At 40.2% G+C, this 21,090-nt stretch carries 20 protein-coding genes; 3 read left to right on the top strand and 17 right to left on the bottom strand.

Annotation, left to right across the window (positions count from 1 at the left end):
• Window positions 1-10: 10 nt before the first annotated feature.
• The 13 genes from lipA to leuS form a co-directional block, all read right to left on the bottom strand.
• Window positions 11-973 (bottom strand): lipoyl synthase, encoded by a 963-nt coding sequence (gene lipA / locus GLIP_RS11180; RefSeq protein WP_008844746.1) that lies wholly within the window; start codon window positions 971-973, stop codon window positions 11-13.
• Entirely contained in the window at window positions 966-1,616 is a 651-nt protein-coding gene (lipB, locus tag GLIP_RS11175) for a lipoyl(octanoyl) transferase LipB (RefSeq protein WP_040522650.1), read from the bottom strand. The genes lipA and lipB overlap by 8 nt, the downstream gene beginning before the upstream one ends.
• Before the next feature lie 20 nt (window positions 1,617-1,636).
• On the bottom strand, window positions 1,637-1,900 hold the full coding sequence (gene ybeD / locus GLIP_RS11170) for a DUF493 family protein YbeD (RefSeq protein WP_008844744.1): 264 nt from the start codon (window positions 1,898-1,900) through the stop codon (window positions 1,637-1,639).
• Window positions 1,901-1,943: 43 nt separating this feature from the next.
• Complete coding sequence (locus tag GLIP_RS11165; RefSeq protein ID WP_008844743.1) at window positions 1,944-3,116, bottom strand: serine hydrolase; 1,173 nt, start codon at window positions 3,114-3,116, stop codon at window positions 1,944-1,946.
• 239 nt (window positions 3,117-3,355) lie between these two features.
• Window positions 3,356-4,177 carry a septal ring lytic transglycosylase RlpA family protein gene (locus GLIP_RS11160; RefSeq protein ID WP_008844742.1) on the bottom strand — a complete coding sequence of 274 codons (822 nt, stop codon included), beginning with the start codon at window positions 4,175-4,177 and terminating at the stop codon, window positions 3,356-3,358.
• A complete protein-coding gene (gene mltB, locus GLIP_RS11155; protein ID WP_008844741.1) occupies window positions 4,174-5,184 on the bottom strand; it encodes a lytic murein transglycosylase B in 1,011 nt (336 codons plus the stop codon). Before mltB ends, GLIP_RS11160 begins: the two co-directional genes overlap by 4 nt.
• A 41-nt stretch (window positions 5,185-5,225) precedes the next feature.
• Window positions 5,226-6,344, bottom strand: coding sequence for a rod shape-determining protein RodA (rodA, locus tag GLIP_RS11150; protein ID WP_008844740.1), 1,119 nt, complete (start codon window positions 6,342-6,344; stop codon window positions 5,226-5,228).
• Between the two features lie 10 nt (window positions 6,345-6,354).
• The gene (gene mrdA, locus GLIP_RS11145; RefSeq protein WP_008844739.1) at window positions 6,355-8,262 is read right to left on the bottom strand and encodes a penicillin-binding protein 2; all 1,908 of its coding nucleotides are present in this window, start codon (window positions 8,260-8,262) and stop codon (window positions 6,355-6,357) included.
• Window positions 8,263-8,264: 2 nt separating this feature from the next.
• Window positions 8,265-8,735, bottom strand: coding sequence for a 23S rRNA (pseudouridine(1915)-N(3))-methyltransferase RlmH (gene rlmH / locus GLIP_RS11140; RefSeq protein ID WP_008844738.1), 471 nt, complete (start codon window positions 8,733-8,735; stop codon window positions 8,265-8,267).
• A gap of 31 nt (window positions 8,736-8,766) precedes the next feature.
• Window positions 8,767-9,084, bottom strand: coding sequence for a ribosome silencing factor (rsfS, locus tag GLIP_RS11135; RefSeq protein ID WP_008844737.1), 318 nt, complete (start codon window positions 9,082-9,084; stop codon window positions 8,767-8,769).
• A gap of 119 nt (window positions 9,085-9,203) precedes the next feature.
• Window positions 9,204-10,226: a DNA polymerase III subunit delta gene (gene holA, locus GLIP_RS11130; RefSeq protein ID WP_008844736.1), complete on the bottom strand. Its 1,023-nt coding sequence runs from the start codon at window positions 10,224-10,226 to the stop codon at window positions 9,204-9,206.
• Complete coding sequence (locus tag GLIP_RS11125) at window positions 10,226-10,741, bottom strand: LPS-assembly lipoprotein LptE (protein WP_008844735.1); 516 nt, start codon at window positions 10,739-10,741, stop codon at window positions 10,226-10,228. The genes holA and GLIP_RS11125 overlap by 1 nt, the downstream gene beginning before the upstream one ends.
• 4 nt (window positions 10,742-10,745) lie before the next feature.
• On the bottom strand, window positions 10,746-13,349 hold the full coding sequence (gene leuS, locus GLIP_RS11120; protein WP_008844734.1) for a leucine--tRNA ligase: 2,604 nt from the start codon (window positions 13,347-13,349) through the stop codon (window positions 10,746-10,748).
• Between the two features lie 244 nt (window positions 13,350-13,593).
• Here leuS and GLIP_RS11115 point away from each other — a divergent pair, with 244 nt between their 5' ends.
• The 3 genes from GLIP_RS11115 to GLIP_RS11105 all read left to right on the top strand — a co-directional run bounded on the left by GLIP_RS11115 (window position 13,594) and on the right by GLIP_RS11105 (window position 17,462).
• Window positions 13,594-15,981, top strand: coding sequence for a Lon protease family protein (locus GLIP_RS11115; protein ID WP_008844733.1), 2,388 nt, complete (start codon window positions 13,594-13,596; stop codon window positions 15,979-15,981).
• A gap of 23 nt (window positions 15,982-16,004) precedes the next feature.
• Window positions 16,005-16,487: an FKBP-type peptidyl-prolyl cis-trans isomerase gene (locus tag GLIP_RS11110; protein WP_008844732.1), complete on the top strand. Its 483-nt coding sequence runs from the start codon at window positions 16,005-16,007 to the stop codon at window positions 16,485-16,487.
• Window positions 16,488-16,673: 186 nt separating this feature from the next.
• Complete coding sequence (locus GLIP_RS11105) at window positions 16,674-17,462, top strand: peptidoglycan-binding protein (protein WP_008844731.1); 789 nt, start codon at window positions 16,674-16,676, stop codon at window positions 17,460-17,462.
• A 167-nt stretch (window positions 17,463-17,629) separates the two neighbouring features.
• Here GLIP_RS11105 and GLIP_RS11100 read toward each other — a convergent pair whose 3' ends face one another.
• From GLIP_RS11100 to GLIP_RS11085, 4 genes are all read right to left on the bottom strand, one after another.
• A complete protein-coding gene (locus GLIP_RS11100) occupies window positions 17,630-19,375 on the bottom strand; it encodes a GGDEF domain-containing protein (RefSeq protein ID WP_008844730.1) in 1,746 nt (581 codons plus the stop codon).
• 2 nt (window positions 19,376-19,377) lie between these two features.
• The gene (locus tag GLIP_RS11095; RefSeq protein ID WP_008844729.1) at window positions 19,378-19,602 is read right to left on the bottom strand and encodes a hypothetical protein; all 225 of its coding nucleotides are present in this window, start codon (window positions 19,600-19,602) and stop codon (window positions 19,378-19,380) included.
• A gap of 120 nt (window positions 19,603-19,722) precedes the next feature.
• The gene (locus GLIP_RS11090) at window positions 19,723-20,523 is read right to left on the bottom strand and encodes an SAM-dependent methyltransferase (RefSeq protein ID WP_008844728.1); all 801 of its coding nucleotides are present in this window, start codon (window positions 20,521-20,523) and stop codon (window positions 19,723-19,725) included.
• Window positions 20,510-21,067 carry a GNAT family N-acetyltransferase gene (locus GLIP_RS11085; protein WP_008844727.1) on the bottom strand — a complete coding sequence of 186 codons (558 nt, stop codon included), beginning with the start codon at window positions 21,065-21,067 and terminating at the stop codon, window positions 20,510-20,512. Before GLIP_RS11085 ends, GLIP_RS11090 begins: the two co-directional genes overlap by 14 nt.
• Window positions 21,068-21,090: the final 23 nt, after the last annotated feature.

Raw genomic sequence — 21,090 nt, 5'->3', positions numbered from 1 at the left:
ACTCTTTTTTTTATTTTACTTCAACACCCGCTGCCTGTTTGTCTGCATGGTAACTTGAACGTACCATGGGGCCACAAGCGGCATGGGTAAAACCAATGCTATGGGCATATTCGCCTAATTCGTCAAACTCGGTAGGATGTACATAACGCTTTAAAGGGTAATGATGCTTACTCGGTTGTAAGTATTGACCTAAAGTTAACATATCGACATTGTGTGCACGCAAATCATCTAATACTACGCTGATTTCCTGCTTGTCCTCACCCATACCCATCATCAGTCCAGACTTAGTCGGGATATCTGGATGTTGCTGTTTGAATTTTTTCAACAAGTCCAATGACCATTGGTAGTTAGCGCCGGGACGGCATTCCCGATAAAGACGAGGAATGGTTTCCAAGTTATGGTTGAAAACATCCGGAACACCTTGTTTGAATATTTCTAACGCACGATCCATACGACCACGAAAGTCTGGTACTAATACTTCAATCTTGGTGCTCGGACTATGCTCTCTAATGGCGTTAATACAATCCACAAAATGCTGAGCTCCGCCATCACGTAAGTCATCACGGTCAACAGAGGTGATAACCACGTATTTCAACCCCATCTCGGCAATCGTTTTGGCTAATTTAATCGGTTCTTCTGCACTTGGAGGGAGAGGTTTACCATGGGCTACGTCACAAAATGGACAGCGTCGAGTGCAAATGTCGCCCAAAATCATAAATGTTGCCGTTCCGTGATTAAAGCACTCAGCTAGGTTAGGGCAACTTGCTTCTTCACATACAGAATATAAATTATTTTTGCGTAGCGTTTGTTTAATGTGATCTATCTTATCTGTGGTGCGCGGAAGTTTTATTTTGATCCACTCAGGTTTACGCAACATCTGTTCTTTTTCAGTGGGAACAATGGTAATGGGAATGTGTTTTACTTTCTCATCGTCGCGGAGTTTTACTCCAGCTTGTGGTCGTGCGTTACTCATCAAAACCTTCTTTAAATTCTTTATGCTCAATATTTAATAAACTACAAAAGTGATCGACCAATTTCACACCCGCTTCTACAACTGTTTGCGGACCGCCTATCGTTGTGCAATTTAACATTTCAAGGCCAGCATAGCCACAAGGATTAATTCGATTAAACGGGCTTAAGTCCATATTTACGTTTAATGCTAAACCGTGAAACGAACAACCTTTACGAATTCTTAAGCCAACCGAACAGATTTTTTTATCGTCTACATAGACGCCTGGCGCATCGGCCTTAGGATAAGCGTCTATATTGTAGTCGCGTAAGGTATTAACCACGCAACTTTCAAGGGCAGTCACTAAATGACGCACGCCTAATTTACGACGTTTTATATCCAATAAAACGTACATGGTTTGTTGCCCAGGACCGTGATAGGTGACTTGGCCTCCGCGATCAACTTTCACCAGTGGAATTTCGCCCGCAGCTAAGATGTGCTCTTCTTTCCCTGCTTGACCTTGGGTAAATACAGGTAAATGCTCTACTAACCAAATTTCATCTGCAGTATTTGCAGAACGAGAATCGGTAAAGTCTTGCATGGCTTGCCAAACAGGTTGGTAACTACGTTCGCCCAGTTGACGAACTATTAATGATGTATGACTCAATTAATACTGCCTGAATGTCACTAAAGCACAACTCTAACGAGCTCTAGGCTAGATAGTTCAGTATAGATTGTTTCCATATGCTCTTTACTGGTAACTTTTACACTTATAGAAAGTGAATGATAAGTGCCTTTTGAACTGGGTTTAATCTTTGGACTGTAATCACCCGGTGCATGTTCTTGTAAACAGGTTATTACATCAATAGGAAGTTGCTCATGAGCAACTCCCATAATTTTAAATGTTTGGAAACAAGGAAAATCCAGTAGTTGATCGAATTTAGTATCCACTTTTTACTCTTAACTTATTCGGGGATTTGAATAGGCTTAACGCTTAATCGTCAAATCCAAGTTGCAATTTTATATAGTCATAAGCCCGATCAAAAAATCCGCCTTCTTGCACTTCATGTAGCGTTACCAATGGATATTCTGCAACGTCTTCACCTTCAAGTTGCAAGAATAGTTTGCCTACCACTTCACCTTTAGCAATCGGTGCTTCTAAGCTTTTTTCCAATTCGAAATTGGCTTTTAAATTTTTGACCTGACCTCTGGGTATCGTTATGGGGGTGTCTTGGTTAATTCCCAAGTCTACTGTTTCTTTATCACCCATATAAATACGATGAGAGACGAAACTATCTCCAGCTTTGTAAGGGGTAACGGTTTCGAAGAAACGGAATCCATATTTTAATAGCTTTTTATTTTCATTTTTACGTGCACGCTCACTGTCAGCCCCCATTACTACAGCAACAAGTCGCATATCTCCTTGGGTTGCTGACGTCACCAAACTATATCCCGCATCAGACGTATGACCGGTTTTTATGCCGTCTACGTTTAGGCTTTTATCCCACAGCAAACTATTACGGTTATATTGTTTAATGTCGTTGTATGAAAATTCTTTTTCTCGATACAAAGCATATTCTTCAGGAACGTCATTAATTAGTGCGCTAGCTAAAATAGCCATATCACGTGGAGAAGTGTAATGATCAGCATCGTGCAATCCATGGCTATTTACAAAATGAGTTGATGTCATTCCAAGTTTTTCCGCATGGGCATTCATCAAGCTAACGAATGCGCCTTCTGTTCCCGCGATGTGTTCTGCCATCGCCACGCATGCGTCGTTTCCTGATTGAATTATAATGCCTCGATTTAAATCATGAACTGATACTTGCTTGCCAACTTCGATAAACATTTTTGATGAATCTGGAAAATTTTTAGCCCAGGCATTTTCTGAAATCGTAACCATATCTGATTCTGAAATGTTGCCGAGTTTCAATTCGTTGCCAATAACATAACTTGTCATCATTTTAGTTAAGCTTGCTGGTGCTAATTGAATATCAGCGTTTAGCTCGGCAATAACATGGCCTGTATTATGATCCATCAACAAAAAACCTTTTGCTGCTACAGTCGGAGGAGGTGGGATAACCACTGCTGAGAATGCACCAACAGAAAAAAAGGTTGTGCTGAGTGTGCAAAACAAACCCAAAAGAATAGACTTAAAATTGTTCATTGACCTACCATTATTATTAAACTTTAAAAAGCGAATCGAAAGCGCCGGCTAATATATCATTTCTGCCGAACAGTTTCGTGAAAAAAATCGGCTTGTGCGATCAACCGAATAGATTTTATGCTAGATGACCGATTTGGCAAAATCTGTGTTTTGTTGTCATGCACTGGATTAACTATCTAGTTATGACCGCTATTAGGTGCAAAAAGTTTAATCTCCTAACTAGTTAAGAAACTGTTTTCTTAGGGCGTCATCGTAATTTCACTATATACCCGAAATGCACTGCTATATCCGTCGAGTTTTAGCTGTTGTAAAAGTTGATCCGCGTGGAATTCATCTGTTAATGGGCCTAGATGTAATCGATAAATGCCATTTTCACTGGGCGTATTCACAGAAACCTGATACTGGTTTTGCAATCCTTTCGCCAATGCCAGTACTTTAGCTTGATCCTGAAGTGCAGCGACTTGAATGAATACCTGTTTCTCAAGATTTGCGGTAGCAACTTCGGTGGTTGTTGCTTGAGGATTGTTGCCAACGGTTAACACGCCATTGTGATCCACATGCATGACTTCTACTTTAACTTTTGCTGTTCCCGTGTCTAATACGCCAATTTTCATGGCTGCTGCATATGATAAGTCAATGATGCGATTGTGATGAAAAGGACCTCTGTCATTTACTCTGACAACCGCAATTTTGCCATTTTCAGTGTTTGTCACTTTGACTATAGATGGCAGAGGAAGGGTCTTATGTGCCGCGCTCATGGCAAACATGTTATACACCTCTCCGTTTGCGGTGAGATGGCCGTGAAACTTCTGACCATACCAAGAAGCTATCCCTTGTTTTACATAGCCTTTACCTGTTTTTAATGGCGTATAGTATTTACCTAAAACAGTGTAGGGGCGCATTGACGCAGGTAAGTAGGGTTCATACGCAGGCTTTACGTCACGAAAATCAATGTCGCGGCTTATTATTTGAGGTTTAGAATCTGAGTGTTGTGAATATCGTCCAGTGTTGCTACAAGCACTAAGTACGATACACAAACTTATAGTTAGTATTAATTTCATTGCGTTTCCATTGCCTGCTGAAGTTGCTGACTAAATTGAAAAACTGCCATGGCATAAAGAGGACTGTGATTGTATCGCGTGATGGTGTAAAAATTGGGTAGTCCTACCCAATATTCGGTGAATTCGGCTTGTTCAAAAGATAAAAGTTTCACGCTTTGATTAGGCTGAATTGTTATATTTTTTTCAATTTCGATACCTGCATCCGCCAGCTCTTGCCACGTGTGCTGATACTTTAAACTTTTACTTATCAGGTCATCTACTTTTGCATCTTGATTGATAACCTTGGCTTTAAAAGCTATGGGTTCATTGGGTATCCAGCCATGACGTTTAAAATAATTTGCAACGCTTCCTATGGCATCTACTGGATTGTTGAGTAAGTCACGCACACCATCGCCATCAAAATCTATTGCATAGTGTCGGTAACTAGAAGAAATAAATTGCCCCCAACCCATTGCGCCAGCATAAGACCCTTTAACTTCTGTCATCGGGAAGCCTTCTTCACGGGTCAATAGAAAATACTCAGCTAATTCACTTTTGAAAAATTTGGCGCGGGGAGGGTAATGAAAACCTAAAGTGTATAAAGCGTCGAGTACCGGGTATTTACCTTTGTAAGTGCCATAAAATGTCTCTACACCAATAATCGCAACGATAATTTGCGCGGGAACCCCAGTTTCCTTCTCTGCTCGTTGTAAGGTAACTTTGTGTTCTTGCCAAAACTTCACACCTTTAGCTAGACGCTTATCGGTAAGAAATATTGGATAATATTGATGCCAAGGTTTCGCTTCCCAAGGTTTGGCTATAGCATCAAGAATCGTTTGATTTTTATTTGCAGAATCCAAGGTTTGTTGAATGAAATCGGGATCAAATTGGTGTTTCTCAACCATCATTGAAACAAATTGATCTACTTGTGTTTGTGTTTCTGCATCGGCAACTGACGGCATCGCAAACACGTTTGTCAATGGAAAACTCAGGCCGATTAATAAAGCAGCTTTAATTAGCGCACGCATTTTCTCTCCATTGGTGAATCTAAATATCGTTCACCGCATTATTATTGTCTGGAAAGCAGACGTTTTTGTGTACTGATAGCCATTAGAATGCCAAATCCGGCTAATAATGTCACCATTGATGTTCCACCATAACTGACTAACGGTAAAGGAACACCGACAACCGGCAATAACCCCGATACCATTCCCATGTTAACAAATACATAAACAAAGAAGGTGAGGGTGATACTTCCCGCTAATAGTTTGGCGAAGGCATCTTGGGCCCGCATCGCTATCATCAAACCAACGACTATGATGTAGCAGTATATGGCGAGTAATCCCAAAATCCCAAATAATCCAAATTCTTCACTAAATACTGCGAAAATAAAATCAGTGTGACGTTCAGGTAAAAATTCTAACTGTGATTGCGTTCCTTGTAACCAACCTTTTCCGCTGACGCCACCAGAGCCGATAGCAATTTTAGATTGAATAATATGATACCCAGAGCCCAAAGGATCGCTTTCTGGATTAATAAAGGTAAGAACGCGCTGTTTTTGATATTCCTTCATTAGAAAAAACCACATGACTGGTGCAAATGCCGAGACCAAACACGTCACCATCAGAATTAAGCTCCAACTCATTCCAGCCAAAAATAAAACAAACACGCCTGAACTGGCGATTAAAAGTGAAGTACCTAAGTCGGGTTGTTTGGCAATTAATAAGGTTGGTACCACTACAAAAACAAACCCTATACAAATATTCCATAGTTTTGGCGGAAGATTAAAACGGCTGATATACCAGGCAACCATCATAGGTACTGCAAGCTTCATAATTTCAGATGGCTGAAACCTTACCACGCCTAAATCCAGCCAACGTTGTGCTCCCTTACCAGTCACCCCGAATAACAGCACTGCAACTAACATAAGAACGCCGGCTATATAAAAATAAATAGACATGCGTTGGTAAGCAAGAATAGGTATTTGCGCTAATAACAGCATAACAAACAGAGCTACTCCCAAGCGTATAACCTGACGTTGAATGAGCTCAATATCTTGGCCGCCTGCTGAGTAGATGGTAACCAGACCCACTGCCATTAAAACTAACAAGCCCACTAATAGAGTCACATCTATATGAACTTTAGTAAAAATGGATTGTTTGTTAGGTTCTAGTTTCGTTCGTAACATGCATTATTGCTTATTGTTGAATGTGTGTTGGGTTGTCATCAGGGTTTGTTTTCACGAGTTCGAGTTGTTTATCTTTGAAATAAAAATCCATAACTTTACGCGCGATCGGTGCTGCTTGGGAGCTTCCGCCTCCCGCATTTTCAAGCGCAACAGCGACACTTATCTGCGGATCATCAAATGGAGCAAATCCAACATACATTGCATTATCACGGTGTTTTTCAGCCAGCTTTTCTGCATCGTATTTTGCATCCTGAGCGATTGATACAACTTGAGCTGTTCCAGTTTTACCAGCAGGTGAGTACGCCACATCGACAAAAGCAGCTCTGGCCGTGCCATGAGGTTCATGAATTACGCCATACATTGACGACAAGACTAAATTCCAATTCTCAATATTTTTTACTGGGATTGGCTGTAATTCTTTTAATGGATCTAATACCGTTTCCCCATTAATCATTTGTCCTCGTAAGACTTGTGGCACAATTCTTCGTCCTTTATTGATTAATGTATTTATCGATTTGGCTAATTGCAGGGGGGTTGCTGTCCAATAACTTTGGCCTATTCCCACCGATATGGTATCGCCGATATACCAAGGTTCATTGTAACGGGCTTTCTTCCAACCTCGACTGGGCATATTGCCGTCTGATTCTTCGTAAATATCTATACCTGTGTAATCACCGAAGCCGAATTCAGTCATGCTTTCATTGATACGGTCAATTCCGAGGTGGTAGGCAAGATCGTAGAAGAAGAAATCACAAGACACTTCTACTGATTTTTTCACATCAACCCAACCGTGCCCCCAGGGTATCCAATCACGCCAGACGTGGCTTACATTTTTTAGCTGGTAACGCCCATTATCAAATAGGCGCGTTTCGCTATCGATCACGCCTTCCTCTAAACCGGCTAAGGCGAGGTGAGGTTTTACGGTGGAAGCTGGCGGATATTGGCCTTGGGTTGCGCGGTTAATTAGTGGTCTATCAGTGGATTGCAGCAACTTAGAATAGCGTTTACTGCTAATGCCGTGCACAAAATAATTTGGATCGTAGCTAGGATTACTGTACAGAGCTAATACGCCACCTGTTTTTGCATCTAGCGCGACTACTGAACCTCGCGTATCTGCTAATACACTTTGAATCTCTAACTGCATTTTCACATCTAGGTTAAGCACCAGATCTTTACCCGGTTTAGGCGGCTGAAAATTAAGCGTGCGAATTATTCTACCTTTACTATTAATTTCAACTTCTTGATATCCCACTTCACCGTGCAGTAGTTCTTCGTGGTATTTTTCGATTCCAAGCTTGCCTATGTCGTGTGTTGCAGCGTAATTGGCTTCTTGTCCAGCTTCATTTAACTTTTGCAAATCTTTCTTATTAATTCTAGCTACATAACCAAGTGCGTGAGTTAATGCACTACCAAATGGATAGTGGCGTGCTAATCTGGCTTCAATAGAAACGCCGGGGAACTTGTGTTGGCTAGCTGAAAACAAGGCAACATCTGTATTGCTAAGTCGATTCCGAAGCGACACTGGCTTAAAGCGACGCACTCTTTGCATATTGGTTTTGAAGTCAGCTATTTCATCTTCTTCAATATTTAATAAGGTAGTGAGTTCAGCTAATGTGCTATCTAAATCATCGATTTCTTCAGGAATGAGCTCTAACGAAAATACTGGACGATTTTCCGCTAACAATATGCCATTACGATCATAAATTAGACCCCGGTTCGGTGCCACAGGTAAGACTTTAATTCTATTGCCATTAGATCGCGTTTGATAGTCGTCGAATTTTGAGACTTGAAGGTAATATAGATTACTAATAATTAGTATCATCATCACACAAACCAGCAACATGGCAATAAAGCTACGTCTGGCAAATAGATTTGCTTCCGCTGAATGGTCTTTAATGGTGACTCGTTTAATCGCCAAAACTATTCTCGATGATATGGATGATTTGCGTTAACTGACCAAGCTCGATACAGGCTTTCTGCTACGATTATTCTGACCAAAGGGTGAGGGAGCGTCAGCGCAGACAATGACCATTTTTGTTCACTGGCTTGAATGCATTCAGGGGCAAGTCCTTCTGGCCCTCCTATCAATAGACTGATATCTCGCCCATCCATTTGCCATGCGGCTAAGTGTTGGGCTAAATCAGGTGTAGTTAATGCTTTTCCGGTCACTTCAAGGGTCACAATTTTATTACCTTTGGGTACGGCATTTAAGGTAAGTTCCCCTTCTTTTTGCAAAATACGTTTGATATCCGCATTTTTGCCGCGCTTTCCTGCTGGTATTTCAGTTAAAGATAAAACCAAATCACCGCTAAAACGGCGTTCATATTCACGGTAACCTGTTTCAACCCAAGCAGGCATTTTGGTGCCAACCGCAACTAATTGAATACGCATTTTAACTAGTATCCTAAATATCGCTTTGTCGCTATGCCCAAAGTTTTTCTAACTGATAAAAATCGCGAGTTTGATCTTGCATAACGTGAACAACAATCTCACCAAGGTCAACTAGTACCCATTCGCCTTCGGCTTGCCCTTCAACGCTAAGAGGAGGGTGACCAGCTTGTTTGGTTTCGTAAACTACGTTTTGAGCAATTGAAGCTACATGTCTTTTAGAGTTTCCTGAACACACCAGCATGGTGTCGGTAACGGTTGACTTGCCTTTCACATCGATATCTACAATATCACGTGCTTTTAGATCTTCAATTTTGTCGATCACAAACTTTTTAAATTCGTCGCTATCCAATGGTGTTCCTCGTAAATCGTATGGTCGAAATGAATTGTATCAGAAATTGTTGCAAACTAGCATAGGCACGTAATGCAGTAATTTCATGTTGATTATTGGTTATGCGTAACCAAGTTTTGCTATTCTAATGGTATAGGGCTTAAATCAAAGGGTATAAATAGTAAACATAAATGACATAATTCTACATAAGGACGCAGTACATTGGATTGTTTAATACGTTGATCTAAACTTTGCAACTTAACTTGAATATTATCTAGTACGGATTGATTAATTCGTTGTAATGCACTGGTGTAAAAGCGTTGTCGATTTTTCCAAATTCGGTGTTGATTCCAGTTGATAGCTTTTCCCGCAAGGGTATCTGACAATAATAGGCTAAGAATTTGCCACTCCCTTGTCAACGCCCAACAAATTATCGTGGGTTCAACGCCTTCAGCCTCTAGGCGATAAAGCATCTTTATCATTTTAGTCGCGTCACCAGACAGCATAACATCAACTAATTGAAATACGTTAAAACGTGATTGGTCTACAACTGCTTCAATAATTTGTTCGTCAGTCACATTGCCATCAGGATACAACAGCAATAATTTGTCGATTTCTTGTTTTGCGGCTAATAAGTTTCCTTCGCAAAAATCACTTAACAGTTTAATGGATTCAGGCCCGGTTCTTACACCTGTTTCTTGCATGTAACCCGCCACCCATTGTTGCAATTGTGCTCCTTCCAGCGCAAAACAGGGGACATAAACGCCAAGCTTGTCTAAGGCTTTAAACCACTTAGCATTTTGAACATCACGTCCGATTTTTTGTCCATGCAGCAATATAATCGTGTCTGCATGTGCATTGTCAGCTAGTTCACATAATATTTTGCTACCCTCAGTTCCAGGCTTTCCAGTGGGTAATTCCAGTTCTATAAACTGTTTGGAACTAAACAAGGATAAAGTTTGAGTCGCTTCTACTAAGCTGCTCCATTGAAACTGATTATCGACAGTAAGTTGTTGACGTTCGTCAAAGCCTTGTTGCAAAGCTTGCTTACGAATGGATTCAATACTCAACATTTTTTGTAAAGGTTCGTCACCAAATACCAAGTAAAAGCTGTTGGAATGTTGTTTTACATGTTGCGCCAGCCGATTAGGATAAACTTGCATTAAACTTCCCGATCATCCAGGCTAGGTAACATCCTTACTATTCGATCGGCAGCTTGTTTGCGTAGTTCCTTTAACACCAGTTCAAGTTCTCTGGATTTTGCTAGGATTGCATCCGGATCATCTTGATATTCACGTGTCACATCAAACTCTACCATTTGTGCTTCTTTACCCGGAAAAATAACTTGAAAACGAATCGTTAATACTAATTCGTATTCGGCTACCTGACCGGTATTGAACAGAGATAGCAGTCGTCGTTCGAGAGTGTCCGGATACAAAAATATCGCAATTGTACTATCTTTTTGCGCGACTGGAATGTTATCCACATAGGGTATTTGATATATATCAAAATATTCTTTCACTGCGCGCTTAAGTGGCGAATATTGCTGTGCCCCGGATAGATATACCTGTTCTATTCCATTTGGTAGCGGTTGAGCGCTGCGCAATTTAAAGCCACAAGCATTCAACCCTAGCGTTACCATTAATAGAATACAAAGTCGCAATGAAAGTTTAGTCATAGGCTTAGTTTGCTACTATGTTGACAAGTTTACCTGGCACATAAATTACTTTTCGGACGGTTTTACCATCAGTAAATTGAGCCACATTAGGTTGTTCTAGTGCTAAGTGTTTTACCTCACTTTCTGGCAGATCAGCGGCCACCGTCATTTTGGCACGTACCTTTCCGTTTACTTGCACTATGATAAGTTTTTCATCTTCAACTAATGCGGCTTTATCAGCCACTGGCCATTGTTCAAACGCAATGTCACAAGCATGACCAAACTGTTGCCACAACTCATGACAAATATGCGGTGTGATTGGATTCAACATAAGAACCATGGCTTGTAACCCTTCATCGAGAAGTGCACGGTCTTGTTGACTTTGTTGCTCCGCTTTTTGTAAATGGTTGAGAAGCTCCATTATTGCTGCAATAGCAGTGTTGAAGGTTTGTCGACGACCAAGGTCATCACTGACTTTCTCGATGGTTTTATGAATGTGTCGACGTAACGCTTTTTGATCAGCATTTAAACTAGCGACATCTAAGGTTTCCACAGCACCTAAGGTTAAATGATCTTGTACTAACTTCCAAAAGCGACGCAAAAACCGATTGGAACCATCAACACCTGAATCTATCCATTCAAGCGTTTGCTCCGGTGGCGCTGCAAACATGGTGAATAAACGAATTGTATCTGCACCATATATATCGATGACTTGTTGAGGGTCTATTCCATTGTTTTTTGACTTAGACATTTTTGTCATTCCGCCAAATTCAACTTCTTTTCCATCACTTTTTAAGACGGCTTTCACAACCCGTCCTTTATCATCTTTTTCAGTTTCAACATCTGCTGGGGAATACCAGTGTTTTTTACCTTTCTCATCTTCACGATAAAATGAGTCTGCTAGCACCATTCCCTGACAAAGTAATTTTTTATAAGGTTCGCTAGATTCCACCAAGCCTTCATCACGTAAAAGTTTATGAAAGAATCGAGAATAAAGTAAATGTAATATTGCATGTTCAATACCACCAACGTATTGGTCTACAGGTAGCCAATAGTTTGCTTGGGTCGGGTCTAACATAGCAGAATTATCTTGAGCGCTTGTATAACGTGCGTAATACCAAGACGATTCCATAAACGTATCAAAGGTATCAGTCTCACGTAATGCAGGCTGACCTTGGTATTCGGTTTTAGCCCAATCTGGGTCGGCTTTAATTGGAGAAACGACTCCATTCATTACCACATCTTCAGGTAGTACAACTGGCAGACGATCTTCAGGTACTGGTACAGATTCGCCATTTTCAAGGTTAAGCATTGGGATAGGAGAGCCCCAATAGCGTTGTCTTGATACGCCCCAATCGCGCAATCGATAATTAACTTTACGTTTGCCCTTTTGCTGGGTTTCTAGCTCTTGGCTAATTTGTTCAAAGGCCTGTTCCGAGGTTAGTCCGTTAAACTGCCCAGAATTGATTAGAATGCCTTTTTCGGTAAACGCGGCTTCATTTAAGTTACATTCATAACCACTGCCTTCAACAGGTTCAATTACTTGGGTTATATTTAACTTATATTTGCTCGCGAACTCAAAATCTCGCTGGTCGTGACCTGGCACTGCCATTACTGCGCCTGAACCATAATCCATAAGCACAAAGTTAGCTGCCCAAACCGGTATTTTGATACCTGATATTGGATGTACAGCATATAATCCCGTGGCACAGCCCTTTTTCTCCATCGTCGCCATATCAGCTTCAGCCACTTTGGTATTTTTACACTCTTCAATGAATGCAGCTAATTCAGGGTTGCTATGAGCCGCCGCAAGCGCGATAGGGTGAGAAGCTGCCACGCCGACATAAGTGACACCCAACAACGTGTCAGGTCTAGTGGTATAAACTTCAAAATTCTCAATATTATCGATTGGCTGAGCAAGATTGAATTTAATCTCGACACCTTCGGAACGGCCAATCCAGTTCTTTTGCATGGTGCGAACTTGTTCAGGCCAATCATCTAACTGTTCCAAGTCTTGTAATAGCTCTTCAGCATAATCTGTAATTTTTATGAACCATTGGGGGATTTCTTTTTGTTCAACCAATGCACCTGAGCGCCAGCCACGGCCATCAATGACTTGTTCATTTGCTAGTACTGTGTGATCAACAGGATCCCAATTTACGGTTGCATTCTTTTTGTAAACTAAGCCTTTTTCGTACAGTCGTGTAAAGAACCATTGCTCCCAACGATAATAGTCCTGCTTACAGGTCGCTAATTCACGATTCCAATCATAACCAAACCCAAGGGATTTTAATTGCTGTTTCATGTAATCGATATTGGAATATGTCCATTTGGCAGGCGCAGTATTGTTGTTAATCGCGGCATTCTCAGCGGGTAATCCAAATGCATCCCAGCCCATAGGTTGTAACACGTTTTTACCTTGCATACGCTGAAAGCGGCTAACAACATCACCAATAGTATAGTTTCTGACATGACCCATATGTAAACGGCCACTTGGATACGGAAACATCGACAGGCAATAGAACTTTTCTTTATCGGCATCTACCTCGGCGCGGAAAATGTCATTTTGTTCCCAATAAGTTTGTACCTTAGATTCGATTTTTTGCGGGTCGTATTGATTCTCAGCCATTAACAAGATGTTCCAAAAATAGGTTGTTTATTTATTAAAAGAAGCGTAAATCGCTTCAAAAAGTTATTCCTTCAAGAATACCTTAGCTAGCCGTATGCAAACAACCCGAAATACCGTTTTACGCAATTAAAATCGATAAGGGTGACTATAAAATAAGCGAATCGTAAATTCCTAACGTGTTTGTTAGTTGACAGCATTGTCCATAAAGGTTTCACTGTGGCCAAATCAACTTCAAAATAGTCATATGCAGCAACATATATCACTTAATGTCGAACAATTAAAAGCGATTCCAAGCAGACGTTTAATTAACCAAGCCTTGCGCGACGACAATGCTTTGCAAGCCACGTTTATAGGCCAACAGCGCGCAAGAGATGCGTTGTCATTTGGGTTAGGTATACAAGCTAAAGGCTATAATTTGTATGTTATGGGTGAACATGCCACAGGACGCTATACCTTGGTGCATGAATATATCGCCAAATCAGTAGATAAAGTACCTACTCCAGATGAGTGGTGTTATATCAACAATTTTGAAGAAGAAAGAGAACCCTTTGTTTTACGATTGAAGCCCGGGGAGAGCAAACTTTTACATAAAGATATAGAAGGATTAATAGATGAATTGTTGGATACGTTTCCAGCGGCTTATGACAATCCGGGTTATCAACGTAAAAAAGCCGCTATCGCCAGAGAGTTTGATCAACGTTATGATTTAGCTATAGATAAAGTAGAGCAACATGCGCAATCGCAAAATGTTGCTTTGTATGAAGACAACGGAACAATCAGTTTTTCGCCTATTGTAAATGGTAAACCAATTACCGACGCTGACTTTAGTAAATTGGATGATCAACAACGCCAACATTACTATCAATTGATTGATAACCTTGAAGATTATTTAAGTGAAGCTTTATTAGAATTGCCTAAATGGAAGCGTCACTCATCAGAGCAATTACGTAAATTAAAACGTGATACCGCGGAACAGGGCATTAAGCCACTTCTCAAAGATTTAGAGCACAAGTACGCAAACGACCTAGCCATTTTAAAATTTTTCAAGCAACTGAAATCACATTTAGTTGATACGATTGTGGAATTGTTAGCAGGCGATCAAAAAGACGATAAACAAGATGAATACGACAAAAGAGACGTATTAGAAGAACAGTATTTACCAAATATTCTAGTTTCCCATCAAATCAACGCTGGTGCGCCAGTGGTATACGAACCTAATCCTACTCATCAAAATTTATTTGGAAAAATAGAGTACACCAATGTTCAAGGCTCTATGTATACCAGTTACCGAATGATACGCAGTGGAGCTTTACATAAAGCGAATGGCGGTTATTTGTTACTTGATGCTGATAAAATGATTGACCAACCGTTTGTCTGGGAATCATTAAAGTTGGCTCTGAAATTTGGCCAATTAAAAATGGAGTTGCCACAACTTGATGTGGGAATGGTGAATTCCATGACGCTGATCCCCCAACAAATACCGTTAACAGTGAAAGTCGTATTGTTAGGTTCGCGGGATCTCTATTATTTACTTCAAGATTATGACGAAGAGTTCGATGAATTGTTTCGTGTGTTAGTAGATTTCGACCACGAGATTCCACTGAATAAACACACCTTGTATGATTTTGTAGGTCGCGTAAGAAATCATGTGATGTCTCTTGGATTAACTAGTATTTCAGATAAAGCCATGCATCGGCTTGTAGAATATAGTTTGCGTTTAGCTGAACACCAAGAAAACCTATCGGCGCGTTTTTCTGACGTAATTGAACTCATTAATGAAGCTAACTATTTTTGTTGTTTAGAAAATCTGACTGAAATTCAAGTCAGTCACATCGAAACGGCATTAAAAGCTAAGACAGATAGAACGGGCAGGGTAAGTCAGGCTTTACTGGAAGATATTAAGCAAGGTCAAATATTAATTGCCACACAAGGTACTGCAATAGGACAAGTAAATGGACTGACAGTACTCGAAGTGGGAGATAGCGTATTTGGTACCCCCGCGCGGATTACCTCAACTGTGTATGCCGGTGCCAATGGGGTAGTCGATATTGAACGGGAAGTTGAATTAGGGCAGCCTATCCATTCCAAAGGCGTTATGCTGTTAACTGGATATCTAGGTAATAAATATGCGCAATATTTTCCGCTAACCTTGTCGGCAAATATTGCCTTAGAACAATCTTATGGGCATATCGATGGCGATAGCGCTTCATTAGGTGAACTAGTCGCATTAATTTCTGCATTGACAGAAGTTCCCGCCAGACAGGATTTAGCGATTACCGGTTCAATAAATCAATACGGTGAAGTGCAAGCGATTGGTGGAGTAAATGAAAAAATTGAAGGTTTCTTCAAACTCTGTCAACACCGTGGTTTAAACGGGACTCAAGGTGTTATTATTCCACAATCAAATCACATTAATTTGATGCTTAACAGTGAAGTAATAGAAGCAGTTAAAAAAGGTGTTTTTCATATCTATACGGTGGAGAATGTAGACCAAGCATTATCCATTTTAACGGGTAAAGATGCGGGTGAACTAAATTCCAAGGGACGATACCCTAAGGGAACTATGAATTATTTAGCGGTTAATCGTTTATATAACATTGCCTCGATTGTGAATGGCGCAGACGACGATTAATACAGATTAAAAAGAGAAATAACATGACAATTAGTAAAGACAAAGTAGTGCAATTCCATTATCGAATAAATGATCTTGATGGCAACGAATTAGAAAGTAGTTTTGGACAGGATCCTGCTGCTTATCTTCATGGGCATAATAATATGATGGTCGGCATTGAAAAATCCTTGGAAGGGAAAACAACGGGGGACGAATTTAGCATTGAGTTACCTCCTGAAGAGACCTTTGGTGAATTAGTCAAAAATGCAGAACAGCGAGTTTCCGTCAAACATTTACAAGGCGCTAAAAAGTGGAAACCTGGTATGACTGCAGTTGTGCAAACCGAAAAAGGCGCTATGGAAGTGACTATTGTTAAAATGGGCAAGTTTATGGCAACGGTCGATACTAACCACCCATTAGCAGGCAGAACTCTCAAGTTTGATTTGAAAGTTGAAGATGTACGAGATGCAAGCCAAGAGGAATTGTCTCACGGTCATGCTCATGGGGTAGGTGGCCACCATCACTAGCAAATAGACAATCGGCGTTGATTGGCCCAATTAATAAAAAATCGTTTAAATAATTGATGGTTTACGTTTGTATGCGCTATCTTTAATCAAAGCCAATGATTTCAAGTGGTTTAAATATTATTTGAACGGCAATAATCGCATCGCAGTATGAATGCATTTTCTTAATTTAAACTAAGGAAAATTAACATGATACCAGTGGATGGCGATTTCATTTTAAAGATTGCTCCGCGTTTCTCTGGCGACAAAGCCGAAGCTCAAATGCGCATTGTGAGTGATATTTCAGCAATATTTGCTCCTACTTTAGCGAGTTATCAAATCAACACTCCTTTACGCATCGCTCATTTTATGGGGCAAGTTACCCATGAATGTGCGGGTTTTCGTACCACTGAAGAATTTGCTTCTGGCGCTGCCTACGAAGGTCGGGCTGATCTAGGAAACGATCAGCCTGGAGATGGAAAACGCTACAAAGGACGAGGTTTATTGCAATTGACCGGACGAGCTAATTACCGAAAATACGGTAAAATGTTAAATTTACCATTAGAAGATGATCCTCAAATAGCCGCTGATCCCGCCATTTCGTTGAAAATCGCCTGTGAGTACTGGAAATCAAGGGATATTAATGCGGCAGCTGACATGAATGATTTAATTCGTGTGACTAAATTAGTAAACGGTGGTCGCCGCGGTTTAGAAGATAGACGTAAATATTTTCAAAAAGCGAAAATGGCCTTAGCGGGAATTGAAGGTATTCGTATTGCTCTTGAACAAGGTGAACAAACGGTTGTCCTTCGTCGAGGTTCATTTGGCGAAAAGGTAGGGGAATTACAGTCATTGCTGGTTGCAAAAGGTTTTGTGTTATCGATTGATGAAGATTTCGGATCTGCTACTGAGGGCGCTGTCAGCACGTTCCAGAAAAATAATGGTATATCACCTGATGGCATTGTCGGCAATGAAACGTGGAAAAAATTACGCGCATAGTTTCTATCTCAAAATTAAGGTTTATTTTTAAGCTCAGGGTTGGATGAGCAAGGCATAAACTTCGCCTAAAATATATTCTCTTGATGTTGAGTTTATGCTTTGTCGCGGAACAAATATTCATTATCAGAAATTTCTACTCGTTTTCTGATGTTCTTAATAATGTCAAATTAGGTAGGTGTTAAAGACGGTTTCGACGTGTTATATCGATAGACTCTGTTACGCCCATTTTCTTTGGAATCATAAAGAGCGGTATCAGCTCCTGCAAATAATCGTTCTAAACTATAACCGCATAATGACGCATCGGACACACCGAAACTCGCGGTAATTTTAAATTTGTGTTCCGTCTCACCAGTGTCGATTCTTTCAATTGCTACGCGACAAATTTCGGCAACTTTGACCGCTTCATCAACGCTACAGCCCGGAAGGATTATGCCAAATTCCTCGCCCCCCATTCGTCCTATAAGATCGATAGATCGGCATACCGTTTTTGCTTCTAGTACTGATTTTCGCAAAGCCCAATCACCAGTTTGGTGACCGTAGGTATCGTTAACTTTTTTAAAGTGATCTAAATCAAACAGCACAAAACTCACAGGCTGCTTTTGTTGTTGTGCTTGCTCAATGATACGTTGAGCTCTGTCATTAAAGTAATGGCGATTACTAATGCCGGTTAACTCGTCTGTTTCGGCAAGTTTACGTAGTTTCGTTTGGATTTTTCTACTGCGATATAGCCATAAGAAAAGTAAAATAAGCAACGTGATTGCGAGTGTTAAGGCTAGTCTGTTATTTCGCGATTGTTCATCTGCTAATTCCGCTTGGGTGCGCAGAAGTGCATTTTGTTTATCTAAAATAACAATCGTATTATCTTTCTCTATTTTTTCGTATTTCGCTTGTTGAAACGATAAGCTACGGGTTTTTTTATCATCCAGATAGGCTTTCTCTGCCTCATTATATAACTTTAAATAACTGATTGTTTGTGGATAATCACCTTGCGCTTCGGTCGCTTTGTACAGGACTTCAAGTGACTTAACCAATGCGATCGACATACCGAAGTTTTGAATTGTATTGTAGGCCTTGAGTCCATATGATTTGGCTAAATCTGGTTGGTCTAACAATAAATAGTTTTTACCAATAAGTGCATAAAAAACGCCTATGATTGGCGGGTATTGACTGGCGAGGGTATCTTTTTCTGCGTCTTGCAATAAATTAAGAGATTCTGTAATTCGCCCTTCATTCGTTAACGACTCCGCCATCGTCGCAATAATGATACTAGCCACTAATACTTCGTTATGTTTTTTACAAAACTCAATACTTTGTTTTGCATATTGGTAATCTGATAAGATTTTTACCAATTCAAATTCTGCTTCAACTTTGACATGTCGCGCAAAACACTGAGTACGATTCGAAACATCTCTTTCGAGTAGTTGTTTAGCGACATTTAAACCCAGGCTAAATTGTTGAGCCTGATTGTAAAATATAGCGACGACTAAATAACTGCTTTCTAATGCCGTTTCATCTTGAACTTTTTCACGTAAATCAAAAAGGCGATTAATCGCTTTAGCTCCAAGGTAAAAATCGCGTTTAACTGCGTAATTATTTACCAAAGAGCTAAGTGCACGTAACTTAAAAGTATCTGAAGCATTACTATTTTCAATACTTTGATAAAGCGCTATTGCTTCATCTACCTTTCCTGTAAAGGTTAATTGATAACCTTTTAAAAGGTTATAAAGATGCATTTGCTGTGGAGTGAGAGTTTCGTCACTTTGCTCAATTTCAGTGATTAAAGCTTCAAAACCACTAAAATCAGAGCTGCGTATTTTATCCGCTCTATCTAGTAAAGAGGATACGTCTGCTAAAGACGGAAAGGTTAATAGAATACTGGCAACGAAACCAACTACAACGGCAGCAAAACGCATTATCAATTCTCTTTCGGAGCATCTTCCTGTTCTTCAGAATCGTCATCTTCTTCTGGCTCGTCGTCTTTCGCAGGCACTAATGCACACCAAAACTTACCTTGTTTGCTTCGCATCTCTTCAATGTCTTTTTTAGCTTTGAGTGCCAGAGGGTGTTGCTCTTGATCGAGCAATTCTCGTTTAAAATCAGGATTTATTGCTAGTTGTTCTAATAATTGTAATGCGGACATAGTTTTACCTTTTTTATGTTTTAGAGTGCTTGAAACTATTTAATTATTTTAACCGCTCTATTATTAAACACTTGCGCTACCTGTGGAAAGAACAATCCTGTTTTTTTCTTAATTTTATTGCTATTTCTCAAGCTTTTGCATCTTAATGCGCATATTTTGGTCAATAATTTTTGAGCTTGCTGGGGGAATAACTAGAGTTGAAAAGTGTTCAACGTGAATTTCGGATAATTGGTTTAGGGGAAACCATGAAATTCGAGCTGTTTCTGTAGGTAGCATTGGCGACTCATAAATCGCAACTTCATGATTTGAAGGATAATATTCAATGAGTAATTCTTGTAGTAATTTACGGCTTGCCTTGTCTGTAGCATATTTTGACATACTAAGATCACCGACGAAACCAAGCTGCCATAAGATTAGATAGGCAGTATCATCCACGTGTCTTTGATACAACATAAACTGGCTTGCCTCAGTATGAACTGCACCAAACCGACCTGGATCTATACCCATATCAGCGTACAAACAATCTTCTGCTGAAATGCCCGGTTCCATATGGCCGTGATAACCTTTTGATTTGGCAAGTTCTATAACTTTATGTCCAGCCCAAGCAAAAACCCCGGGATGACCGTAAAATGCAGCGACTACTTTTTTACCACTCTCTACTTCGTTTAACATAGCCTCAACCATTTCTTGATAACTGATTCGGCGATCTTTTCCTTCAGCATAAAATTTTTGCAGGCTATGACTATTAGAATTCATAGAGTCAATCCAGGCTTCAGTCATACCGTCAGTAGCACTCATGAAAACAATATCAGCTTGTTCGATAAATTGACGCGACAGAGGTGCTATGTGAGACCCTAAAATCATGCCTAAACCGACACATACTATGCTGCCTTTAGATTGTTGAGTCTTAATTTCCGACAAACTGAAAATCCTTGTTGTGATTGAAAAAATCGGTGCGTGTAATTTCACAGCGTCTTTGTTTAGGTTGCCGTGAGACAGGCTCAATTGAAAAATGCAGTTTTTCAACAATTTTGCCACTCGCAATGTTATCTGCTTGATAAAATGCGTGTACTGACTCTAGCTTTAGCGTTCGGAAGCCATAATTTAGCATCGCAGTGACTGATTCAGTTGCCACTTTTTTGCCAAAAGCTTCGGGCCGCAATAGTATCCCAAATTCTGCGCATTTTTGATTGCGTTGTTTCTTGCTCGCCATAAAACCCTGTATACCCATTGTTTCACCTGAACAAGCGCATTCTATTCGCCAAAATTCACAAGGGCGTGTTTGTTGTTGCTTCAAAATGTCGAACAACAAGTTTTTTGCTTGGGTGTGGTTCAGTTTAGGCATCACTTTTTCCATCACCAAATCACTGCAATAAAGCTCATAAATTAAATTGAGGTCAAATTCACATAAGGTAACAAAGTTAAATCTTTCACTGTGATATTCCGTGTTGCCTGTGTTATCCATTTCTTATTTGTTACCTAAATGAC

It is taken from the genome of Aliiglaciecola lipolytica E3, from assembly GCF_000314975.1.
GTDB classification, from domain to species: domain Bacteria; phylum Pseudomonadota; class Gammaproteobacteria; order Enterobacterales; family Alteromonadaceae; genus Aliiglaciecola; species Aliiglaciecola lipolytica.
The sequence above is the reverse complement of the archived record's forward strand: the minus strand, read 5'-3'. Positions and strand labels throughout refer to the sequence as shown.